The sequence below is a fragment of the Paenibacillus sp. FSL R7-277 genome, from assembly GCF_000517965.1.
GTDB classification, from domain to species: Bacteria; Bacillota; Bacilli; order Paenibacillales; family Paenibacillaceae; genus Paenibacillus_AQ; species Paenibacillus_AQ silagei.
In genome coordinates, this window is sequence record NZ_ASPX01000043.1 from 1 (window position 1) to 19,083 (window position 19,083).

At 52.5% G+C, this 19,083-nt stretch carries 23 protein-coding genes; 3 read left to right on the forward strand and 20 right to left on the reverse strand.

Translation table 11 applies throughout. The features are described 5' to 3' along the window. Nucleotides 1-545: 545 nt before the first annotated feature. On the reverse strand, nt 546-1,421 hold the full coding sequence (locus tag C173_RS34495; protein WP_036726200.1) for a nucleotidyltransferase-like protein: 876 nt from the start codon (nt 1,419-1,421) through the stop codon (nt 546-548). 128 nt (nt 1,422-1,549) lie between these two features. Here C173_RS34495 and C173_RS15380 point away from each other — a divergent pair, with 128 nt between their 5' ends. After that, the gene (locus tag C173_RS15380) at nt 1,550-1,915 is read left to right on the forward strand and encodes a DUF2614 family zinc ribbon-containing protein (protein ID WP_036726202.1); all 366 of its coding nucleotides are present in this window, start codon (nt 1,550-1,552) and stop codon (nt 1,913-1,915) included. Nucleotides 1,916-2,020: 105 nt separating this feature from the next. On the opposite strand, the gene C173_RS15385 is transcribed toward C173_RS15380, so the two are convergent. The 18 genes from C173_RS15385 to C173_RS15470 form a co-directional block, all read right to left on the reverse strand. Next, on the reverse strand, nt 2,021-3,742 hold the full coding sequence (locus C173_RS15385) for a glycosyl hydrolase family 18 protein (protein WP_036726203.1): 1,722 nt from the start codon (nt 3,740-3,742) through the stop codon (nt 2,021-2,023). A 194-nt stretch (nt 3,743-3,936) separates the two neighbouring features. Then, nucleotides 3,937-4,368 carry a Fur family transcriptional regulator gene (locus C173_RS15390; protein ID WP_036696300.1) on the reverse strand — a complete coding sequence of 144 codons (432 nt, stop codon included), beginning with the start codon at nt 4,366-4,368 and terminating at the stop codon, nt 3,937-3,939. 125 nt (nt 4,369-4,493) lie between these two features. Further along, on the reverse strand, nt 4,494-6,422 hold the full coding sequence (locus C173_RS15395; protein ID WP_235191904.1) for a DUF4097 family beta strand repeat-containing protein: 1,929 nt from the start codon (nt 6,420-6,422) through the stop codon (nt 4,494-4,496). A gap of 37 nt (nt 6,423-6,459) precedes the next feature. Further along, a complete protein-coding gene (locus C173_RS15400; protein WP_036726204.1) occupies nt 6,460-6,933 on the reverse strand; it encodes a GNAT family N-acetyltransferase in 474 nt (157 codons plus the stop codon). Nucleotides 6,934-7,017: 84 nt separating this feature from the next. Beyond that, the gene (gatB, locus tag C173_RS15405; protein WP_036726206.1) at nt 7,018-8,463 is read right to left on the reverse strand and encodes an Asp-tRNA(Asn)/Glu-tRNA(Gln) amidotransferase subunit GatB; all 1,446 of its coding nucleotides are present in this window, start codon (nt 8,461-8,463) and stop codon (nt 7,018-7,020) included. Nucleotides 8,464-8,502: 39 nt separating this feature from the next. After that, nucleotides 8,503-9,960, reverse strand: a complete 1,458-nt coding sequence (gatA, locus tag C173_RS15410) for an Asp-tRNA(Asn)/Glu-tRNA(Gln) amidotransferase subunit GatA (protein ID WP_036726207.1) — start codon at nt 9,958-9,960, stop codon at nt 8,503-8,505. A 25-nt stretch (nt 9,961-9,985) separates the two neighbouring features. After that, nucleotides 9,986-10,273, reverse strand: a complete 288-nt coding sequence (gatC, locus tag C173_RS15415; protein WP_036726209.1) for an Asp-tRNA(Asn)/Glu-tRNA(Gln) amidotransferase subunit GatC — start codon at nt 10,271-10,273, stop codon at nt 9,986-9,988. A 431-nt stretch (nt 10,274-10,704) separates the two neighbouring features. Then, the gene (locus C173_RS15420) at nt 10,705-11,088 is read right to left on the reverse strand and encodes a hypothetical protein (protein ID WP_036726210.1); all 384 of its coding nucleotides are present in this window, start codon (nt 11,086-11,088) and stop codon (nt 10,705-10,707) included. A gap of 158 nt (nt 11,089-11,246) precedes the next feature. After that, a complete protein-coding gene (locus tag C173_RS15425; RefSeq protein WP_036726212.1) occupies nt 11,247-12,020 on the reverse strand; it encodes an ABC transporter permease subunit in 774 nt (257 codons plus the stop codon). Further along, nucleotides 12,017-12,931, reverse strand: coding sequence for an ABC transporter ATP-binding protein (locus C173_RS15430; protein ID WP_036726213.1), 915 nt, complete (start codon nt 12,929-12,931; stop codon nt 12,017-12,019). Before C173_RS15430 ends, C173_RS15425 begins: the two co-directional genes overlap by 4 nt. Further along, nucleotides 12,931-13,122, reverse strand: coding sequence for a PLD nuclease N-terminal domain-containing protein (locus tag C173_RS15435; protein WP_036726214.1), 192 nt, complete (start codon nt 13,120-13,122; stop codon nt 12,931-12,933). The genes C173_RS15430 and C173_RS15435 overlap by 1 nt, the downstream gene beginning before the upstream one ends. Before the next feature lie 40 nt (nt 13,123-13,162). Further along, nucleotides 13,163-13,354, reverse strand: coding sequence for a hypothetical protein (locus C173_RS15440; RefSeq protein WP_200869548.1), 192 nt, complete (start codon nt 13,352-13,354; stop codon nt 13,163-13,165). Between the two features lie 38 nt (nt 13,355-13,392). Further along, a complete protein-coding gene (locus C173_RS15445) occupies nt 13,393-13,713 on the reverse strand; it encodes a YxlC family protein (RefSeq protein ID WP_036726216.1) in 321 nt (106 codons plus the stop codon). After that, nucleotides 13,703-14,245, reverse strand: a complete 543-nt coding sequence (sigY, locus tag C173_RS15450) for an RNA polymerase sigma factor SigY (protein ID WP_036726217.1) — start codon at nt 14,243-14,245, stop codon at nt 13,703-13,705. Before sigY ends, C173_RS15445 begins: the two co-directional genes overlap by 11 nt. A gap of 58 nt (nt 14,246-14,303) precedes the next feature. Beyond that, nucleotides 14,304-14,510 carry a hypothetical protein gene (locus C173_RS15455; protein ID WP_036726218.1) on the reverse strand — a complete coding sequence of 69 codons (207 nt, stop codon included), beginning with the start codon at nt 14,508-14,510 and terminating at the stop codon, nt 14,304-14,306. 217 nt (nt 14,511-14,727) lie between these two features. Next, the gene (locus C173_RS15460; RefSeq protein ID WP_036726226.1) at nt 14,728-15,357 is read right to left on the reverse strand and encodes an MBL fold metallo-hydrolase; all 630 of its coding nucleotides are present in this window, start codon (nt 15,355-15,357) and stop codon (nt 14,728-14,730) included. Nucleotides 15,358-15,362: 5 nt separating this feature from the next. Continuing rightward, entirely contained in the window at nt 15,363-15,929 is a 567-nt protein-coding gene (locus tag C173_RS15465; RefSeq protein ID WP_036726219.1) for a thioredoxin family protein, read from the reverse strand. Continuing rightward, entirely contained in the window at nt 15,926-16,540 is a 615-nt protein-coding gene (locus C173_RS15470) for a DedA family protein (RefSeq protein ID WP_036726220.1), read from the reverse strand. Before C173_RS15470 ends, C173_RS15465 begins: the two co-directional genes overlap by 4 nt. A 175-nt stretch (nt 16,541-16,715) precedes the next feature. Here C173_RS15470 and C173_RS15475 point away from each other — a divergent pair, with 175 nt between their 5' ends. After that, complete coding sequence (locus C173_RS15475; protein WP_051478081.1) at nt 16,716-17,069, forward strand: autorepressor SdpR family transcription factor; 354 nt, start codon at nt 16,716-16,718, stop codon at nt 17,067-17,069. Between the two features lie 36 nt (nt 17,070-17,105). Continuing rightward, nucleotides 17,106-17,759 (forward strand): SdpI family protein, encoded by a 654-nt coding sequence (locus C173_RS15480; RefSeq protein ID WP_036726222.1) that lies wholly within the window; start codon nt 17,106-17,108, stop codon nt 17,757-17,759. Between the two features lie 110 nt (nt 17,760-17,869). On the opposite strand, the gene C173_RS15485 is transcribed toward C173_RS15480, so the two are convergent. Continuing rightward, nucleotides 17,870-19,083 (reverse strand): O-antigen ligase family protein (locus tag C173_RS15485; protein WP_036726224.1); only part of this gene is annotated, 1,214 nt, incomplete at its 5' end.

Here is a 19,083-nt window from a genome sequence, read left to right on the forward strand (position 1 = left end):
CGTCCTGAGCCAGGATCAAACTCTCCAAATTGGTATTTAGAAAGAGCGATTGCTCATTTTGAAACATCTGACGAGAATGGTTACATTCTCTAATTTTGGATCTCACCGAAGTGATCTCCAGATACTCACTCGTTGTTCAGTTTTCAAAGATCAAGTTCATCTTTTGTCGCCGTTTTTTGTCTCAGCAGCGACCTTTATAATATATCACAGCGCCCTCGTTTTAGTCAACCTTTTTTTTAATTTCTTTTTTCGGCTGAATTACGACTGCATTGCTGCGCATCGTTATGTCAGAGGGACGAGTTATAATTTATCATAAGAACTGCACCCTAGTCAACCCTAAATATTCAATTCCCTTTCAGCTCTTCTGCACTGGACAAATAAAATAACCCCACAAAGTGAGGCTTTAGCTTCGATGATGACTCAGGTACTTTGCGGGAGCCCCAAACTATATAAATTCTATAAAAAAGAGAGTATATTCACCCTCTCCATTCTCCCGCTAATGCTATCTATATAGAGCTGTTACCGCCAGTAGGCGATTTGTTAACTTAAAGGGTATAACGAATGGCATGACCATCCCCGGCATCCACTGCCCACGAGGCGATCTCCCGAATTAATGAACGGGATACCAGCTTGCGGAGCACAAGCGGCAACTCTGCCTGGAGCGGGCTGAGCCCCGAATGCTGCAGAAGCTCCTTAATGCTCCACGCCTCCTTACGGCTGCCCAGGATATGAAGCAGCATGATACAGCAATCCTCCATTTTTGACATGAGGGCAAATTCACAGGCAAGCAGGATCAGTTCGATTCTCTGGTCCAGTGTCTCTGTGCTGATAGTCAATTCTTCATATAGCTTATGGACCGGGGAGTTCAGGCTTTTCACCTGTCCCCATACTGCCGGTTCCGGGAAATACCCCGCTTCACTCACTTCAATGCGCGCCCAATGATACAAGGCAATGAGTACGCAATTATAGGCATCCATGGTACAGCCTGCTTCAATATAACGCTTGGACTTAATATACATATGTAAAAAACGGGAGAATTCCATGAACAGCACCCGTTCTTTGAGCGGGCCCTCAAACTGGGTGAGCTGCTTGCGCATCTCCGCCAAGATCCCCTTCGGGTCCCAGAGTACCTCTCCGGATACCAGGCTGCTAAGAAGCTCGTTGTTATCTCCGGCCATAACAGCACGTTCCAATGCAGATAGACCTACATGCACCGATTGTGTCCGCTTATCACCAGCAATGCTATGGGTTATGATGCGTTCCGTCTCCTGTTCCTCATGCAGCAGAAGGACCACCATATCAAAATCGTGCAGCAGCGCACTTTGAAACGTGGCGTCTCCTCTTTGCCGCCAAGCAACGGCTCCAAGAACATTCTCTTCAAAAGTCTCCCCGCTTAATAGGGTCAAATTGGACAGTTCCATGCTTCCCTCCATCAAATTTGGCGATTTTGCGTCCGTCAGTTATAATCTCTATACATAAGCTTATTCTACATATTCATGCCAGTTCCTCCTGAACAACCGAACTATATTTCAGTTAGGAGATCGTACTCATGAAATTTAAATCGGCCAAAATCAATGCTTTTCGCACCTGGGGACTGCTTCTGACCATGCTTGGCATGGGTCTCATGATCATGGGAACCGCAGGTATTGTATTCTGGGGCTCTGCCGGCAAAGTCGTTGCTGCTGTCGGTCTTGTCATTGGACTCGTCTCCATGATGGCCAGTCTGGCTATTTATTTCTGGGCGGGCATGCTCTCAACCAGTGCGGTTCAGGTGGAATGTCCGGAGTGCCATAAGCTGACCAAAATGCTGGGCAAAACCGACCGCTGCATGTTCTGCCACACCATCCTCACCATGGACCCTGCACAAGCTACCATTACTGCCGAAGAGCTTGAACTCCAGCAGCTTAAACATTGATCGTGTTCATGCAGCGTTAACTGCAATTATTAGTTATTATGCAGCATTCAGATTTTCTTGCAAAAAAGGTGGTGTCCTGCAGAGGACATCACCTTTTTTATATGATTATTTTATAATTCCCTTCAATGCTTCCCATGCCTCCGGACTGGCAAAGCTACGGTTCCAGGCTGCCACACCGCCCAGCTTCAAGGACTGGGCCAGCTCTACCCTGGCTGTGAGCGAGGTGGTGTCCTCGATCCAGATTTTGCGGAGAACATCATCTTCCTTATACTCCACGTAGTTCTGTCCGGCTTCCTTATCGAATACGGGTGTCAGCTTCTTCTCAGCGATGATCTCCTTGACTGCATTCATGCTGACGGCCTTGGAGCTTACCTTGGTCTTGCCCTTCTCGGTGGCTTCCGTCCAGATCCGCGTATAGAGTGGCACTCCCAGAATTAACTTCTCTGCTGGCACCTTATCCTCCTCGATAATCCGGTTCATAGAGGTCTTAACCCACGGTAAAGAGGCTACTGATCCTGCAACCGGACTGGCTGCCCAGTGCTCGTCGTAGGCCATTACAATCAGGAAGTCGGACACGGCGGCAAGCGCCGGACGGTCGAGAAACAGGGACCACATCTCGCTCTTGGACTTCGGCGTAACATCAATAGAAACAATCAGATTACGGCTCTGGGCCATCGGCTTCAGTTCCCGCATGAACTGCGTTACGTTCGGTCCATCCTTGGTGTACACATTCTCGAAGTCGATATTAATCCCGTCTAAATTGTACAGGTCTGCATACTTAAGCATCTGCACAATGGCATTCATCCGATTGTCATACGTGGATAAGGCTTCAGTGGTCAAATCGGGTTCAAAGCTGTTGCTCAGCAGCCCCCATACCTCCATCCCCTGATTATGCGCCCAATCCACATAAGAGCGGTCCGCCTGGCTGCGCACATTCCCCTTCACATCAATAATGCTGAACCAGGTGGGGCTAACCACATTAATTCCAGGCAAGGCTGCGAATTTGGCGGGATTAGGCTTGCGTTCATACACGGCTTCCCAGAACATGTTTACCGGCTTATCCTTCCAGCTGCGCTCCGCGCGTGTAGGTATTGCGGGCTTTTTCTCTACAGTTCGGGTACCGTCTACGGTAATATCATCCGCCTTGGCGTAGCCCGAATAACCATTATCAAGCTGAGCGTATACCCAGTCCTTGGTGTCCGTGTTCCAGATCCGTACAACATCCCCAGGATTCATATCCGCCAAAATCGGTGCATGCACCGAGGGCTCACTGCGCAGGGCTTTCGTTTTCCCGCCTTCTTTGCCCTTCACCTTGCCAAGCGGCACCGATTCACCTGCAGTCATTAGCAGCACTGCACCGGTATTCGTATCCTCTTCGATCTCGAAGCCGTACAGATTCTCCAGTGTGTCTACCGGAAGATAGGTCACTTTATCTTTAACCTCGGGAGCAAGCCGAAGCTGCAGAGGTTCATTGTTCAGAGCTGCGGCCTTGGATTCCTCCTGCATGTACAACAGACTGCTGTCCGTTGAGAGGATGACTGATTTGCTCTCTTTTTCATAGCGGATAGAAGGATCTACATATTCCTGCAAAAAAGGCAGCGGTAACAGCAGTCCGTCCCCCGTACCCGATGCTGAATAGCCGGTAAGCTGTCCCTTCACAAAAATCGGCTTGTCCAGCCCCTTCCAGTCCGGGTCCAGATGCTGGCGGTTCGGCAGTACATAATAAACAACCCAAAAGGCTGCGGCGGCTATGATGACAAGTCCCAATAAGCGGCGAGTAAGACTTCCACGCTTTGTGACGCGTCTTTGTCTCTGTCTTCTGTCCAAAATAGGTCCTCCAAACCATTCGTTGAATTTTAAAAGCAGGCAACACTTCTGTTAAGTATACGCCATGCAGGCGAGCTTGGTTGCGCGAATCTCTTGGAAGGTTTGTATTTTTGTAACAGCTTCATTCTCTCTTCATATAAAAAAGCGTGCAGAATCCGCATTCGGACTCTACACGCTTATAGGTATTATTCCATTCAGTGCTGCTTCTCGCCGCAGCCTTTGCACACACCGTACAGCTCCATACGCAATCCATGAATCTTGAAGCCTGTGGCCTGTTCGGCCTGCAGCTCTACCTCATGAAGAGTAGAATAGCTGAAATCCTCAATCTTGCCGCATTCCTGGCAGATAACATGATAGTGATCAGATACATTGGCGTCGAAACGGCTGGAATTATCACCGTAGGTCAGCTCACGGACCATACCTGCTTCCATGAACATCTTAAGATTGTTATACACAGTTGCCACACTCATGCTCGGAAACTGAGGCTCAAGTGCCCGGTAAATATCGTCTGCTGTAGGATGATTCATCGCTTCCATCAGATACGTTAGAATCGCATGACGCTGAGGCGTAATACGGACACCGGTTGTCTTGAGTTGCTCCAATGCATGCTGTACGCCACTACCCATCCATGCCACCGCCTTTAATTATACAACTTAATAATAATTCTAATGTAATTGTATGACTCTGCTTTCAACGTTGTCAATGAAGTCATTACATTATATTCATTATTATATAATAAAAATTCCTTATTTCAATATTTGCTCACATTTAAATTGCTGTTTCCGTCTACACGCAGCTTGAACTCACCGGTTCCAATCTGGCCGGAAAGCACTTTTTTGTCAATCACGAGCCCTGGCAGGTCTGTTACGATATCTCCATATCCGCTGGAGCCCTCCACCGTATAATTACCTGTTAGCGGCAGGAACAGTTCAATATCCCCCACTGCACTGTACACATCCCAGTCTCCCCCGAAATCCCCGGAGCGGATGCTGATCCGGCCGTTCAGGGATTCGGCATGCAGCTTGGATCTTGCTCCGGATACTTCCACATTGCCATTCTTCGTGGACAGATCCAGCACATCCCCGCTGTCATATGCCGTGATGTTGCCGACCGCCGTTGACAGCTTCAGGGCACCTCTAACGTCCCAAGCCCCCATATCGCCTCCGCTTGTCCCCAGCTCCACATTGCCCAGGACATCTCTGGTGCGCACCGCACCGTTTAAGGTTTTACCTTTTACATTGCCGTAAATGCGGTGCAGAATCAGCTCCCCGTTCCCGGTCTCCAGCGAGATGTCGGCAATGGCTTCCACATTCTGCAGGGTAATTCCGCCATTCATCGTACGGACGTTCAGGTCGAACCGCCGGTCTTCCGGCAGGGAGATATCCAGGTTGATCCGCGGCTGGCGTTTGCCGGATTCACCGTACGCCTTACTCTGGGGTGTGATCTTGATTGTCGTACCTTCCGTCACCTCGACAAAGGACTGGTCCGCTATGGCTTCCGCCTGCACCCCGTCCAGCTGGTCTACCCAGACGGTTGCCGTAATCTCAATATCCTCCACAGCAGCCCGGTGAATGAGAATGTCTCCATTAATAGCGTCAATATTGACCTTGGAGGTGTTCAGTTCCACCGGAACCATCAGCGGAGCCTTCTGATATGAGCTTCCTTCCGCTTCCCCGTAATCGACTGCCGCCACGGTCAGGTTAAGACTCACCTTGTTCCACAGATGCAGATAGTGCTCCTGCTCGGTTACGATAAACACACAGGCAGCCAGTATTACCGCAGAGAACAATCCCCGCAGATCCATCCGCGCTCTTCCGGCAGTACCGTTCTGCTTCAGCCGGCGGAAAAGAATATAGATCAGCAGATACTCTACTCCCCATAATACCGGAATGATAGGCCACCATTTGAGCAGCAGCATCATATAATCTGTTCCATCACGCCAGTCCAGGAGAAGCAGGATTCCGACAGCAGCCAGCGTTACTGAGGCCGTATATCTGCCGATCCGCCGCTTCTTCCGCTCCTTGTCCTGACGCGCTATGGAGTCCCTGGCCATCTCTCTGATACCCATAAGAAGGCCGAGGCCTATCAGCACCACTGCAACAGCAGCACCGGCAGAGGTCTCAATGAATACGCGAAGCCAGGGCGGCTTTTGCTGGAAAAGAAAGAGCATCGCCCCGCCGATAAGCAGCAGGAGGCCAAAGGAAATCCCCGGCTCGCTGATCCTTACCCGGCGTCTTGAGGTTGTTGTACCGGACTGGATGGTCTCCAGCTCTTCAAGATCATGCTCAACAGGAAACCGCAGAATCAGGTCTGCATTCTGAAGCGCGTCAAACACATTATAGAAGTATAACACCGGAATCAGCAGCCCCAGTAAAATCAGCAGCGGTACATTGATTTGCATCCCGATAGATGAGAAATACAGCAGTGCCACAATATCCAGCACAATAAGGAAAATGACAGAAACCCCTTTGCGGAGCAGCCCGAGATAGAGATGTCCCGTGCCGGGAAGCACTGCAGCAAGCAGGCCGGCTATAAATTTACGTTTACGCGGACGGCGTTTGGGACGGGGAGGGATGTAGGGATGGTTCAATTCTACGTCAGCTTCAGACAGCGGCAAGCCTGCCTCATTCTCTTCTTCCCGCACGGAAAGCTCCTCATGATTCTGATGGCCGGAACTCATTCTCGGTACTCCTCCTTTCTAAATTGGGATGTACTTGTCATTTCAGCCTGCCTGTCCGGTGGAATTCCAGCAGCTCTACTCCAGGAACCACCTCTTCGGACCCGACAGGAATGAACCCGTGCTTGGTATAGAGCGTCACTGCCGGAAGGTTCAGCTTCCCCGTAGATACGATAAACTGCTCCATCTCCGCGTAACGGGCAAAGATAAATTCTAACAGTCTTCCGGCCACGCCTTGGCGGAAATGGTCCGGGCTGACCATCATCCGGGTAACGGTTAGCTTGCCGGGAGACTCCTGGGTGACTGCAACAGCGCCGAGCAGCTCCTCCGTCTCATCGAAGCAGCCGTAGAACTCCTCTGTAACCCGGCTGAGCATGTCCCTCGTCTCCAGCAGCGGCGGTATGTCACGAAACCCGATGATCTCCGCCTCCAGCCGGTATGCCTTATGCTGAAGGCTCCATAGCTCATCCAGCGTGATCTCATCCTGCAGATTCAGCTTAACTATTGTATCCATCCGTACATTCCCCTTATATACTGCACAGGGGCCTGCCGTTGCCGACAAGCCCTGTGCCCAAGATTCTATAATCTATTACCCAATCTAGCTGTTCAGCACTTCTGCAAGCAGTGTGTTCACAAGACCCGGGTTAGCCTTCCCTTTGCTCGCCTTCATGACCTGTCCTACAAGGAAGCCGATCGCTTGTTTCTTGCCGGCCTTGTAGTCTTCGACAGATTGCGGATTAGCAGCGACCACTTCCTGTACGATTTTCTTGATCGCACCTTCATCACTGATCTGCACCAGACCCTTTTCTTCAACGATAACTGCCGGCAGCTTGCCGCTCTCCAGCATTTCTTTGAACACGGTCTTGGCAATTTTGCTGCTGATGGTTCCGCCTGCGATCAGGCCGATCATCTCGCCCAGCCCCTGTGGCGTAATCTTCACCTGGGATAACTCCAGATTATTGCTGTTCAAATACCCCAGCAGATCGCCCATCATCCAGTTGGCGACAGCCTTAGCATCCTGCGTGAAGGCAAGACTGCCCTCGAAGAAGTCCGCAAGCGGCTTGGAGGAGGTGAGCACTCCGGCATCATAGGCAGTCAGACCAAACTCCTCACTGTACCGGGCCTGCCGGGCATCCGGCAGCTCAGGGATCGTGGAGCGGATCGCTTCCTTCCAGTCCTCGCCAATATGCAGCACAATCAGATCCGGGTCCGGGAAATAACGGTAATCATGGGCCTCCTCCTTGCCGCGCATGGACAAAGTCTTGCCTCCCGCTTCATCCCAGCGGCGGGTCTCCTGTACAACGATTCCCCCGTCATCCAGAATCTCCCCCTGACGGAACTGCTCATACTCCAGCCCGCGCAGAACCCCGCGGAAGGAGTTCATATTCTTCAGCTCCGCACGGATACCGAATTCTTCCTGCCCTTCCGGCCGCAGGCTGATATTGGCATCACAACGCATCGAGCCTTCTTCCATCTTCACATCCGACACATCACAGTACTGCATGATGGCGCGGATCTTCTCCAGATAAGCGCGTGCCTCCTCAGGCGAACGCAGATCAGGCTCCGAGACAATCTCAATAAGCGGAGTGCCTACCCGGTTGAAGTCAACCAGTGAAGCAAATCCTCCATCCACGTGAGTCAGCTTGCCCGCATCTTCCTCCAGATGAAGACGGGTGATCCCGATCCGCTTGGTCTCTCCGTTCACTTCAATATCAATCCAGCCGTTCAGGCCGATAGGCTGATCAAATTGCGAAATCTGGTAGGCCTTCGGGGAATCGGGGTAAAAATAGTTTTTGCGGTCAAACTTGCTGACATCGCCGATCGTACAGTTCAAAGCCATTGCCGCTTTCATGGCATACTCTACAGCCTGGCGGTTAAGCACCGGCAGTACACCGGGGTGGCCGAGACAGACCGGACAGGTATGGGTATTAGGCGGAGCGCCGAATTCTGTGGAGCAGCCGCAGAAGATTTTGGACTTGGTATGAAGCTCCACATGAACTTCAAGCCCGATGACCGTTTCATATTTAGACATAGATAATCTCATCCCTTAAAAGTTTTGTGGGCAACTACTTCAAACTGGCAGCTACATTTGCGGACGGGCCTTGTGATGCTCTGTATGTTGTTCAAAGGCATGCGCAACGCGCAGTACCGTACTCTCGTCAAACTCCTTGCCGATAATCTGCAAGCCGACAGGCAGACCTTCAGCGAACCCGCAAGGGATGCTGATGGCAGGAATACCGGCCAGGCTGACAGGAATGGTAAGGATATCATTCAGATACATGGTCAGCGGATCTTCGGTCTGCGAGCCCAGCTTGAAGGCTGTGGTTGGCGCAGTCGGGCCGATCACGACATCATATTTCTTGAACACTTCATCAAAATCCTGCTTAATCAAGGTGCGCACCTTCTGCGCCTTCAAATAATAAGCATCGTAATATCCGGAGCTTAGCGCATAGGTGCCGAGCATGATCCGGCGTTTGACTTCAGGGCCGAAGCCCTGGCTGCGGGAGTTATGGTACAGATCCAGCAACCCACCCCCATCATCCACACGCACTCCGTAACGGACACCGTCAAAACGGGCCAGGTTGGAGGAAGCCTCGGAAGAGGAAAGGAGATAATAAGCGGCTACGGCATATTCTGTATGCGGAAGCGAAACCTCTTCCCACACGGCGCCGAGGCCCTCCAGCACTTTAAGCGCTGACAGCACGGATTCACGGACCGAAGCATCTACGCCTTCGCCGATGTATTCCTTAGGCACAGCTATACGCAGACCGGAAATATCACCGGTGAGCGAACTCAGATAATCAGGTATGCTGACCTTGGCCGAGGTGGAATCCTGGGCATCGTAACCGGCAATCGCCTGCAGTACATATGCAGAATCCTCAACGCTGCGGGTAATCGGACCAATCTGATCCAGGGAGGAGGCAAAAGCTACAAGACCGTAACGGGAGACCAGGCCATAGGTAGGCTTAAGGCCGACCACTCCGCAGTAGGAAGCCGGCTGGCGGATCGAACCGCCGGTGTCGGAACCAAGTGTAAAGAATACCTCTCCGGCCGCAACCGCTGCTGCCGAACCGCCGCTCGAACCGCCTGGAACACGCTCCAAATCCCATGGATTGCGCACAGCGCCGAAGCTGGAATTCTCATTGGACCCGCCCATGGCGAACTCGTCCATGTTCAGCTTACCTATAGTTACGGCATCGGCCTGACGCAGCTTGGAGACTACGGTCGCATCATAAATCGGCTGGAAGTTATTAAGGAACTGGCTGGCACAGGTGGTGCGCAGACCTTTGGTCACAATATTATCCTTGATTCCGGCAGGCAATCCGAATAACAGACCACGTGCAGCTCCGGTTGCCAGCTTGTCATCAAGCGCACGTGCCTGATCACGGGCACCCTCTTCATTCAGTGTCAAAAAAGCATGAACCTTGCTGTCACGTTCCGCAATGACGGACAGGGATTCTTCAGTCAGTTCACGGACCGAGACCTCTTTACTGTGCAGCATGTTATGTACTTCAGGTAGTCGATATTGAAACAGGCTCAACTTGCTTCCTCCTCTCAGGGTATGGTTATTCCAGAACAGCGGGAACCTTGAAGTGTCCGTCTTCATGTTCCGGTGCGTTAAGCAGCGCTTCCTCTTGGGTTAGGCTCTCCTTCACCACATCGTCACGCATCACATTGCTGACTTGCAGCACATGGGTGGTCGGCTCTACATTCTCAGTATCCAGCTCATTCAATTTCTCGGCATATTGTAAAATAGCATTCATTTGTTCGGTGAAGGTAGCCTCTTCTTCCGGGCTTAATTGCAGGCGGGCCAGCTTGGCCACATGCTGCACATCTTTGACGGTGATGCTCATAATGGATATCCCTCCTGTTTAAAGGGCTAAAGCGCCCGGATAACGTTTTTAATTATAGGGTAGACGGCCTTACAATTCAATGCGCTTGTCGATTACGGGGGATATATGGAGAGTAAGCTTGCAAAATACCTGAGGCTGGGGGGCGGCACTGCGGATTGTTGCAGGTCTTGCAGGATTAATGCAGCTTAGGTGCTCGAATACCCAGATTGTTGTACGTTATACAGGATTCCTTCAGGTTAACAGGCTAAAACTCACCAGAAGGCTATATTTCGTGCAGGATTTGCACGGACTGGCGGGTTGCAAGGCGGCATTGTTGTAATTTGGGCAGGATATTCGGCAGACTGGCAGTTAGCGGACGATGGATTTCGGGGTTAAGGGTTAGCAATAGGTTCGTATAAAGAACAAAAAAGCCGGCATTCGCCGGCCCTTACTTAAATCCAAGCGCGAAGATTCACCTGCTTGATGAAATCCGCCTGGGACAAACTTTCTTGGGATGTTGTCTCTATCTCTTCCACTTCAACTTCTTCGCCGTTCATCAGGTGATGGAACAGCTTCTCATTGTACGTTGACAATGCATAATCTATCAGCGCTTCGTGCGTGGCTCGCTCGGCTTCTGCTACCAGCAATTGCTCCTCGGCCTCAATATCCTCTGCCGTAACATAGAAATTCCGGTTAGCTTCGGGAACACGAATGACATAATCAAACGCATTATCAGGATTGCGGTCGTAAGCAATCAGGTAGCCATAGTCTCCGATAGGAAGACTCTGCTCAAAAGCGTCTGCGACAATGACAATCTTCTCTCCTAAACGCAGCATCATCCTACCTCCTGACCAAAATCTATCATGGAATTGCTTGTTTCAACAGTCTACTAAAAAAAGATAGAGCTGTCCAGCAGCAGGATGATGGTAGGATGAATTTCCGCAGAAAACACTCTGAAAATTCATGAAAGATCGCTTACTTATTGCAAAGCTTGCTAGACTGGCAATTTATTCCTTCCACCCAGCAGTGAGGCACCGGCAATACAAATAATAATCAGGAGCACTGTGGAGACAATGGGCGCCAAGCTTACTCCGGTGCCTCCATCTGCAAGCACACCGGCAGACATTCCAGGCAGAGAAGCAGGCATCCAGTTCAGCTTAACCGGCAACAGGCCATGGACGAGGCTCATGACCGCTGCCAGCAGGAGAGATAGACCGGCAGCAGCAGGCCCGCGCAGCCAGGCACTGAAGAGCAGCGTAAGCGACACCGCACAGAGCAGCCACAGCGCATACAGTCCGGACGCTGCAATCACATCCCGCCAGGATAAAGCCCCCATAAGCTGTACTGTATAATAAGCCGCTCCCGCTGCCCCCAGCCCAATGGCAATAACCAGCACTGTGAAGTTCGCGGTCCATTTGGCTGCAACAACGGATATAGAGGAGACCGGCTTCGCCATTAACAGTTCAGAGGTACCGCTGCTGCGCTCACCTGCCAGGCTGTTCATCGTTCCCAGCACCAGAATCAGCATCCCAATTGTTCCATACTGGCCCAGGGCCTGAGCCATTACAGAGGACGCGGCCGGTCTCTCCATATTCTCCATCAATCCAGCCGGGACATTGGAAGAGAACGCCAGGATATCCGCCATATAAAAGCTGACCAGCGGCTGCATAATTCCCAGAACAATAAACACCACCGGAATCCAAATCAGCTTATAGCTGCGCACGCTCTCCAGCATCTCCTTCAAATATAGAGCCCAAAGCTTCTTCATGTTCCCACCACCTTCATGAACAGGTCCTCCAGTGTCGATGAGCCTGCTTCAAATTGCAGCAGCGGAATATCCAGCTCCACAGCTTCCTGCAAGAGCGTCCGGCGGGCGAGTTCTACATCTGTGACGTTGAACACGGCCTTGCCCTCCGAAATTAGCGCTTCTTCAATAAAATCCTTGTGTCTAAGCGCTTCAAGCCAGCGGATAGCCGAATCTTCTTTCCCTGTAGTGAGCCGGATTACCGGCAGACTGTACTCTGCGCGGAGACTGGACAAGGTTCCTTGAACGGCTATAGTCCCCTTGTTCATCAATACGACATCATCGCATATCTCTTCCGCATCATGCAGCACATGCGTGGAGAAAATAACAGTTGTCTCCTCCCGGATGTCCCTGAGCAGCTCCATGACTTCCCGGCGTCCGATAGGATCAAGCGCGGAGACAGGCTCATCCAGCAAAAGCAGGCGCGGTCGGTGTACCAGGGCCTGGCCCAGCCCGAGGCGCTGCTTCATCCCCCCGGAATAACCGCCAATCCGTCGCCGTGCCGCAGAGCTTAGCCCCACACGCTCCAGCACAGCGCCCGATGCCGCCGCAGCCTCCCGTGCATTCATGCCGCTCATCCTGGCGGCAAATAAGATGTATTCGTGACCGCTCATCCAGTTGTAAAAAGCCGGGGCTTGGGGGAGATAACCCAAATACTGACGGTAATCCGTCCCCGGAGAGCTCCCGCCAAAAGTGATCGATCCGGCAGACTGCGTCAGAAGACCGGCAAGCATACGCAGCGTTGTAGTCTTCCCGGCTCCATTGGGTCCGAGCAGCGCGACACAGCGTCCTGCTTCAATTCCAAAGCTGATGCCGTTCACCGAGGGATGCCCCTTAAAGCTCTTGTGAAGATCCTTGACCTCAAGCAGCGGCATCAGAATTCTTTCCTTCCCAGAGTGAAGTAAGCCACGCTGCCCAGCAGGTTGCCAAAAATCAAGAACAGAACCCACATCCATTTCGGTCCGCGTACTTGCTCTGTCTTGCTCAATGAAATCAGACCGATTATTGCCAGCACTACCTGCAGTGCAAGCAGCGGCCCAATCAATCCCCAATTCAAATCCTTCATAAAGGTATCCCCCTTATCTCCCAAACAATGGACTATTGTCTCAGCGGTTCCTTCCGGCCTTCCGTTTGCGCCTATCTGGAAGAACTACAAACAGCAGGTAACACACTGCCGGTGTCGGCACCCAGGTAAGCCCCCAGATCCCCCAGAACCAGGCCTTCCTCCCCTGACCTCTGTCCCTGGCATCGCGGAACAGCCAGGTTCCCTGCAGCAGCAGTACGGCTGCAATAAGCATCCAAAGCCAAATAGGTATCTCCTGCAGTTCCTTCACGCTTATGATTCCTCCCGCCCGTGTCTGATCCGCACTGCTCCCAAGCTGCCAAGTGCGCTCAGGATGAACACTGCCTGCAGACTCCAATACAGCACCGGCGCCGTACTTAGAATAGAAATCACTATGGTAACCAGCACAAGAGCCACTAGAATGAATAGCAGCAGTTCCTTACGGCGCCGCTTCCTCCGTCGGACAGCTTCCCCGGCAATTAGATGCTCCAGCTCCGGCAAGGAGGGTGGAGTAACATCGGCATACAGCATATCCAGGTGATCCAGCTCTGCGGACAGCTTACCCAGCAGCTCCTCGTCACTCTTAAACCTCATCCTCATTCAGCTCCTTTCGCAGTTGAACCAGTCCGGCAGCTACCCGTGATTTGACCGTTCCGGAAGGGATCTCCAGCATCTCCCCGATCTCATCGTAGCTGTATCCGTAATAATGCTTCAGCAGCACAGCCATTCTGTGCGCAGAGGATAGACGCGACAAGGCGTCGAGCACTTCACTCCACTCCATATTCCGGCTCTCAAAGCTCCAGCGTAAACTGCGGTTCCCCTGCTCTTGCATCTGCCCTTCCCGCCACTGTGCCTCCCGGCTCCAGCGCCGCTTACGGTCAATGTACAACCGGCTGCCAATGGTAATCAGCCAAGAAGAGAATGCCGAAGTCCCATTATAAGTCCCGATCTTCTCCATGCATCTGACCATTGTGTCCTGAGCAATCTCTTCCGCAAGCAAAGGGTCAAGTGTCGCTTTGATCAGATACTTGTACAGGAAGGGATAATGCTCCCGCAGCAGCACGGCCAATGCAGCAGCGTCACCCTGCTGTGCCTGGCTGATGATCTCCAGCGTCCTGTCGCCCATAGCCCCTCCCCTTATCTCTTCTGTCACACCTGTAATACGTCTATGTAATAGTTATCGTTCATTCCGAGTCAGAATTATTCTGCAGCTCCCACAGTCTGCGTCTCCATGGCTGAATAGCCCCCTTGCCTCCGGGAAAGCTCCAGAACAGCGTATACTTAGTATCACTCTTCCCGGCCAGATCATTCACTTCATTCCGCTCCGCTATCAATGAATCTTTCGCTTCTAATTCCCCGTAATCCAACTGGCAATGCATATTATCCTTCATTCTGCTTCCCCCAATAAAATTCATCTCTATAGGCAAAAAAAAGAACGCAAACCGGGATTATTCCACAGTCTGCGTGCTTCGCGAGGTAAATGTTACATTTAATTAACCATATTGTAACAATCTGGCCCCGGCTTGTCTACCTCTAATTTCCCGGTTTGTGTCAAATCCGGCCAAAAGATGTCGTTACACGGCAAACGGAAACGGCTTTGGCGTCCTCTTACATCGGGACATAAGGGTTGTGAAGCTTTTCATAGCCGATTGAGGTTCGCGGACCATGTCCGGGAAACACTCTCACTTCCTCATCCAGCCGGTAGAGCTTGCCGCGGATCGAGTCAATCAGATCCCGTTCTCTGCCGCCCGGAAGATCGGTACGTCCCACTCCCATTTTGAACAAGACATCACCGGCGAACAAATCATTCCCGCACAGGAAGCTGACGCTTCCCGGTGAATGTCCCGGCGTATGCAGCACCCGGAAAGAAAGGCCTAGCAGCTTCAGAATCTGGCCTTCCGCCAGATCGTATTCTGCCGGATCTGTGCTGACGGGAGGTGTGGTATCAGGCCACATCAAGGAGCCGTTCAGCTTCGGGCTGCCCAGCCACTCACTCTCCAGCGGATGGATATAGACCGGGCACTTCTTCGCTTTGCGGACCTCGTCCAGCCCGGCAATATGGTCGAAATGGGCATGCGTCAGCAGAATCGCTTCAATCTCCATTCCCTCAGCGCCGCGGAGCAGACCCGCAGGATTAGCACCCGGATCAATGATGACACCGCGCTTAGGGTCTGCCCCCGTCAGAAGGTAGGCATTGGTCTGGAGTGCCCCCAGATTATAAGAACGAATATTAAGCATCGGCATTAGAATCCGGAGATCAGACTGCGCAGCTCTTTGGCGATAACTGCGTGTGATTCCGTTCCTTCTCCGTAGGCTTGCCCCATTGCTTTGCGCACTTCGGTAATTTTGCTGTCATAGTCCGCTGCTTCGCGGTCCGGGTTCTCCCGTTTGAATTCTCTCATCAGGGTCTGGACATGCTCCGGACGCGGTCCCCACTGCCCCAGTACATAACCTCCGGTGTCCGCAAAAATCACGATGGGAACGGAACGGCCGCCCATGGTCAGGAAGTTGTCCATCAGGTCCTGGTTCTCTTCGAGAATCAGCACTTCCGTCTTGATACCCGCAGTCTCCAGAATTCGGAAGACCACCGGGACATTGCGGACCACATCTCCGCACCAGTCCGCAGCCAGAATCAGCACACGCAGATCATCACGGTGATTCAGGCTCTCAAAATATTCGCGGTCACTCTCGTCTTCCCAGGTGAACTTCTCGTACCAGGATTCAAAAGCCTGCTGGTTCTTCGTCATGGCTTCCACGAACTGGCGCGGAGTCAGGCCTTGGCCAAATTTGGATGCAACATTCTGCTTCATACTGCACTACCCTTCTTTTTGGATTTGTACCACTTGAACAGGAAATACAGAATAATTACCGCAATAGCGCCAAGAAGAATCTCATGAGTGTACTTGGCTGCGACCTCATCAATGGTCTCCCACTTGTCTCCAAGCGTATACCCCAGATAGACAAACAACGCGCTCCATGGAATGACTGCAAGGGTTGTCAGCAAAGTGAATTTGCCCAGCGGCATGCGGGAAATACCGGCCGGGACCGATATGGCATGGCGGACAACCGGGATAAAGCGGGCGGTGAAAATCACACCGGTTCCATACTTTTGAAACCATTCTTCAGAGTGGTCAATATGCTTTTTGGAGATGAAAATGTACTTGCCGTACTTCTCCAGCACAGGCCTGCCGCCATAACGGCCAATCCAATAAACAAAGATCTGGGCGATCACTCCCCCGACGGTACCGAACAGCACGGCGCCAAAAAAGTTAATATCGCCTTGTGAGACCAAATAGCCGCCAAAAGCCAGGACAATCTCACTTGGAATGACTTCAATCATGAGCCCGATCATAATTCCAAAGTAGCCCAGAGACTGAATCCATTCAAACAAATGTGAAATGACATCAGATATAAAGTGCACTGCAGGTCTCCTCCCGTATGGCGTAATAGCCTGGTATTCTGCTGGCAGAACCCATCTGCTTAACCGCTCTATGTATCCAGCTTCTCCTAGCCTATTCTAGCATATGCAGGCTTACGACTTCTAGTTGAGGGAAATGAAGCGGAAGGATTCCTATGATTCAAGAGTGAAATCTGCAATTTACAAAGGCTGGAAACGGAACGAATCGTTCAAAGCGCTCGCCGACCCGACCCGAAGGCAAATTCTCCGGCTGCTGCGTGAAAAGGACCGGACGGCCGGGGAAATCGCCGATTTTTTCAATATGACGAAGCCCAGCATCTCTCACCACCTCAATGCGCTGAAGCACGCGGGGCTGGTGCAGGACGAACGTAACGGGCAATTCATCGTCTATTCGCTGGACTCCACGGTACTTGAAGAGGTGCTTGGCTGGTTCCTGGAATTGACGGGTACAGGCAAGGGCAGTACGGACAGCCAACCCGAAGAACATGCGGATGTTGGCTCAAAGGGTTCAGGACCCAAAAGGAAAAAGTAACCCGCACGCTATTAAACATACGGAGGATGAACATTGATGAAGAATTTCACATGGAAGTGGCAGGATACGCTGATTGTCATTCTCGGGTTCCTCTCACTGGGCTATGCGCTGGTGAATTACGGCAGGCTGCCGGATCAGCTTCCCGCCCAATTCAGTCTTACCGGCAAGGTCAACACTTACTGGAGCAAGGGTTCGGTTATTGCTTTGTTCTCTTTTATGGGATTGATTTTTCCTTTGGCGATACAGTTTATACGTAATATTGATCCCAAGGGAGAGAATTATAATAAGTTCCAGGGGGCTTACAAAATGGGCCGTCTCACCATTGCCGTCATATGTGATGCCGCCCTTGTACTGTCGGTGAGCTACGGGCTGGATGAGCATTTCGCCGCCGCGAAGTGGGCTACTGTAAGTGTGGGACTGCTGCTGGCTGTAATCGGGAATTTTCTGCCGCAGATCAGGGATAATTATTTCACGGGAATCCGGACACCCTGGACACTGAATGACCCTGCCGTGTGGCGGAGAACCCACCGCTTCTCCGGGAGGATGTGGGTGAGCGGCGGTCTGCTAATTGCACTTGCGGCCTTCATGCCCGTTACGCTGTCGATCAGCATGATCATCACCGCTCTGGTAATCATGATTATTCTGCCTATTGTGTACTCTTGGCTGATCTCACGGAGTGTTAAAGTCTAAGATTAGTCGGGAGGCAGGTGATGGACAGTCTTAGGGTAAAGTTGCGGTCATTATGCTGATATGTTCACCCCAGCGGCTACCAAGCCCCGAATTCCACTCTGAGGTGCGTCTTATCTGTCGTTGGAGCTAAGCACCGCCTGGGACTGTAAATGTGTTAACTGAAAGTAGATCCCTCCACTCTGCGGAAGCAGGGTGAAGTTGCGGTCATTGTGCTGCGGTCCTCTGTCCTGCTCCTTGGCGGTCAGCAGGCTGTACTGCCGCAGCAGTTCTAGTCCCGCCGCCGCGCTGTCCGCCGCTATACGTCTGTCTCCCTCTGCCAAGCTGCGTTCCCCCATCTCAAGCATTCCTCTTAAAGCAGCAAGCCTTCTGGCAGCATTAAAGTGATCCGTCTGTTGACTGCGGCGGACCCAGTATAGCGCTTCTCCAGGATCGCTGCCCCGCAGATAACTTGCCGCAAGCTCCCCGTGCAGGGCAACGTCCCCCGGAGAGAATGACAGGCTTCGCAGGAGCAGATCAACCCCCTGCTTCTGTGGAACCAGCCGCGATAATGCAACCGCAGTCTGCGGCTCTCTCGGGTTCCAGCTCAGTGATTGCTGCAGCAGCGTAATTCTTACGGCAGGATCACTCTCCCTGACCGCCTGCTTGAATAGGGCGGCCCCCTTCATGGCCTGGAAGGAAAGACTGCTGCATAGAAGGGTCAGCCCGCAGAGAACGGTTATGCCTGCGTATCTCCATAATCGGCGAAGCCGGTTCTTTCGCTGGTCAGCCGGCTTGCTGCGCCGCCAACGGGAGTCATGCAGAACTGTAGGGACAGCCGTCCTAGCGGTCCGGCTGTTTGCTTCGGCAATTGCCCAGGCGGGCAGCAGGAGCAGCAGCAACCAGACCAGTCCATAGCTCCAGTCGAAATCGGCTGCGCTATGCAGAATAATCACCAGCAGAGGCGTAAGCAGCCTTGGTGACGCCTTGAATACCAGCCATCCTGCGGCCAGAAGCAGCAGGATGACCGCAGCTAGACCCGCCATCCCGAGGTTCAGCAGGATGTCGAGGTAACCGCTGTGCACCTGGCTGCCCACGTAGGGGCGGGACTGGGCGGCCAGGTACGTATGCCGCCAGGTCTCGCCCCCGCTCCCCAGCCAGGGTGCTTCTGCCGCGAGCTTCCAGGCGTCGCGGTAGAACAGCCCGCGCGCGGCGGCCGTCGGTGACGGCCCGGTGATCCGCGCGCGTACCAGCAGCAGGACGGCGCTGGCCGCCGCCGTCCAGACCGCCGCCGCCAGCGCCAGCACGGCGGCGCGGTGCCCGCCCGCCGCACGGCAGCTGCGGCGGT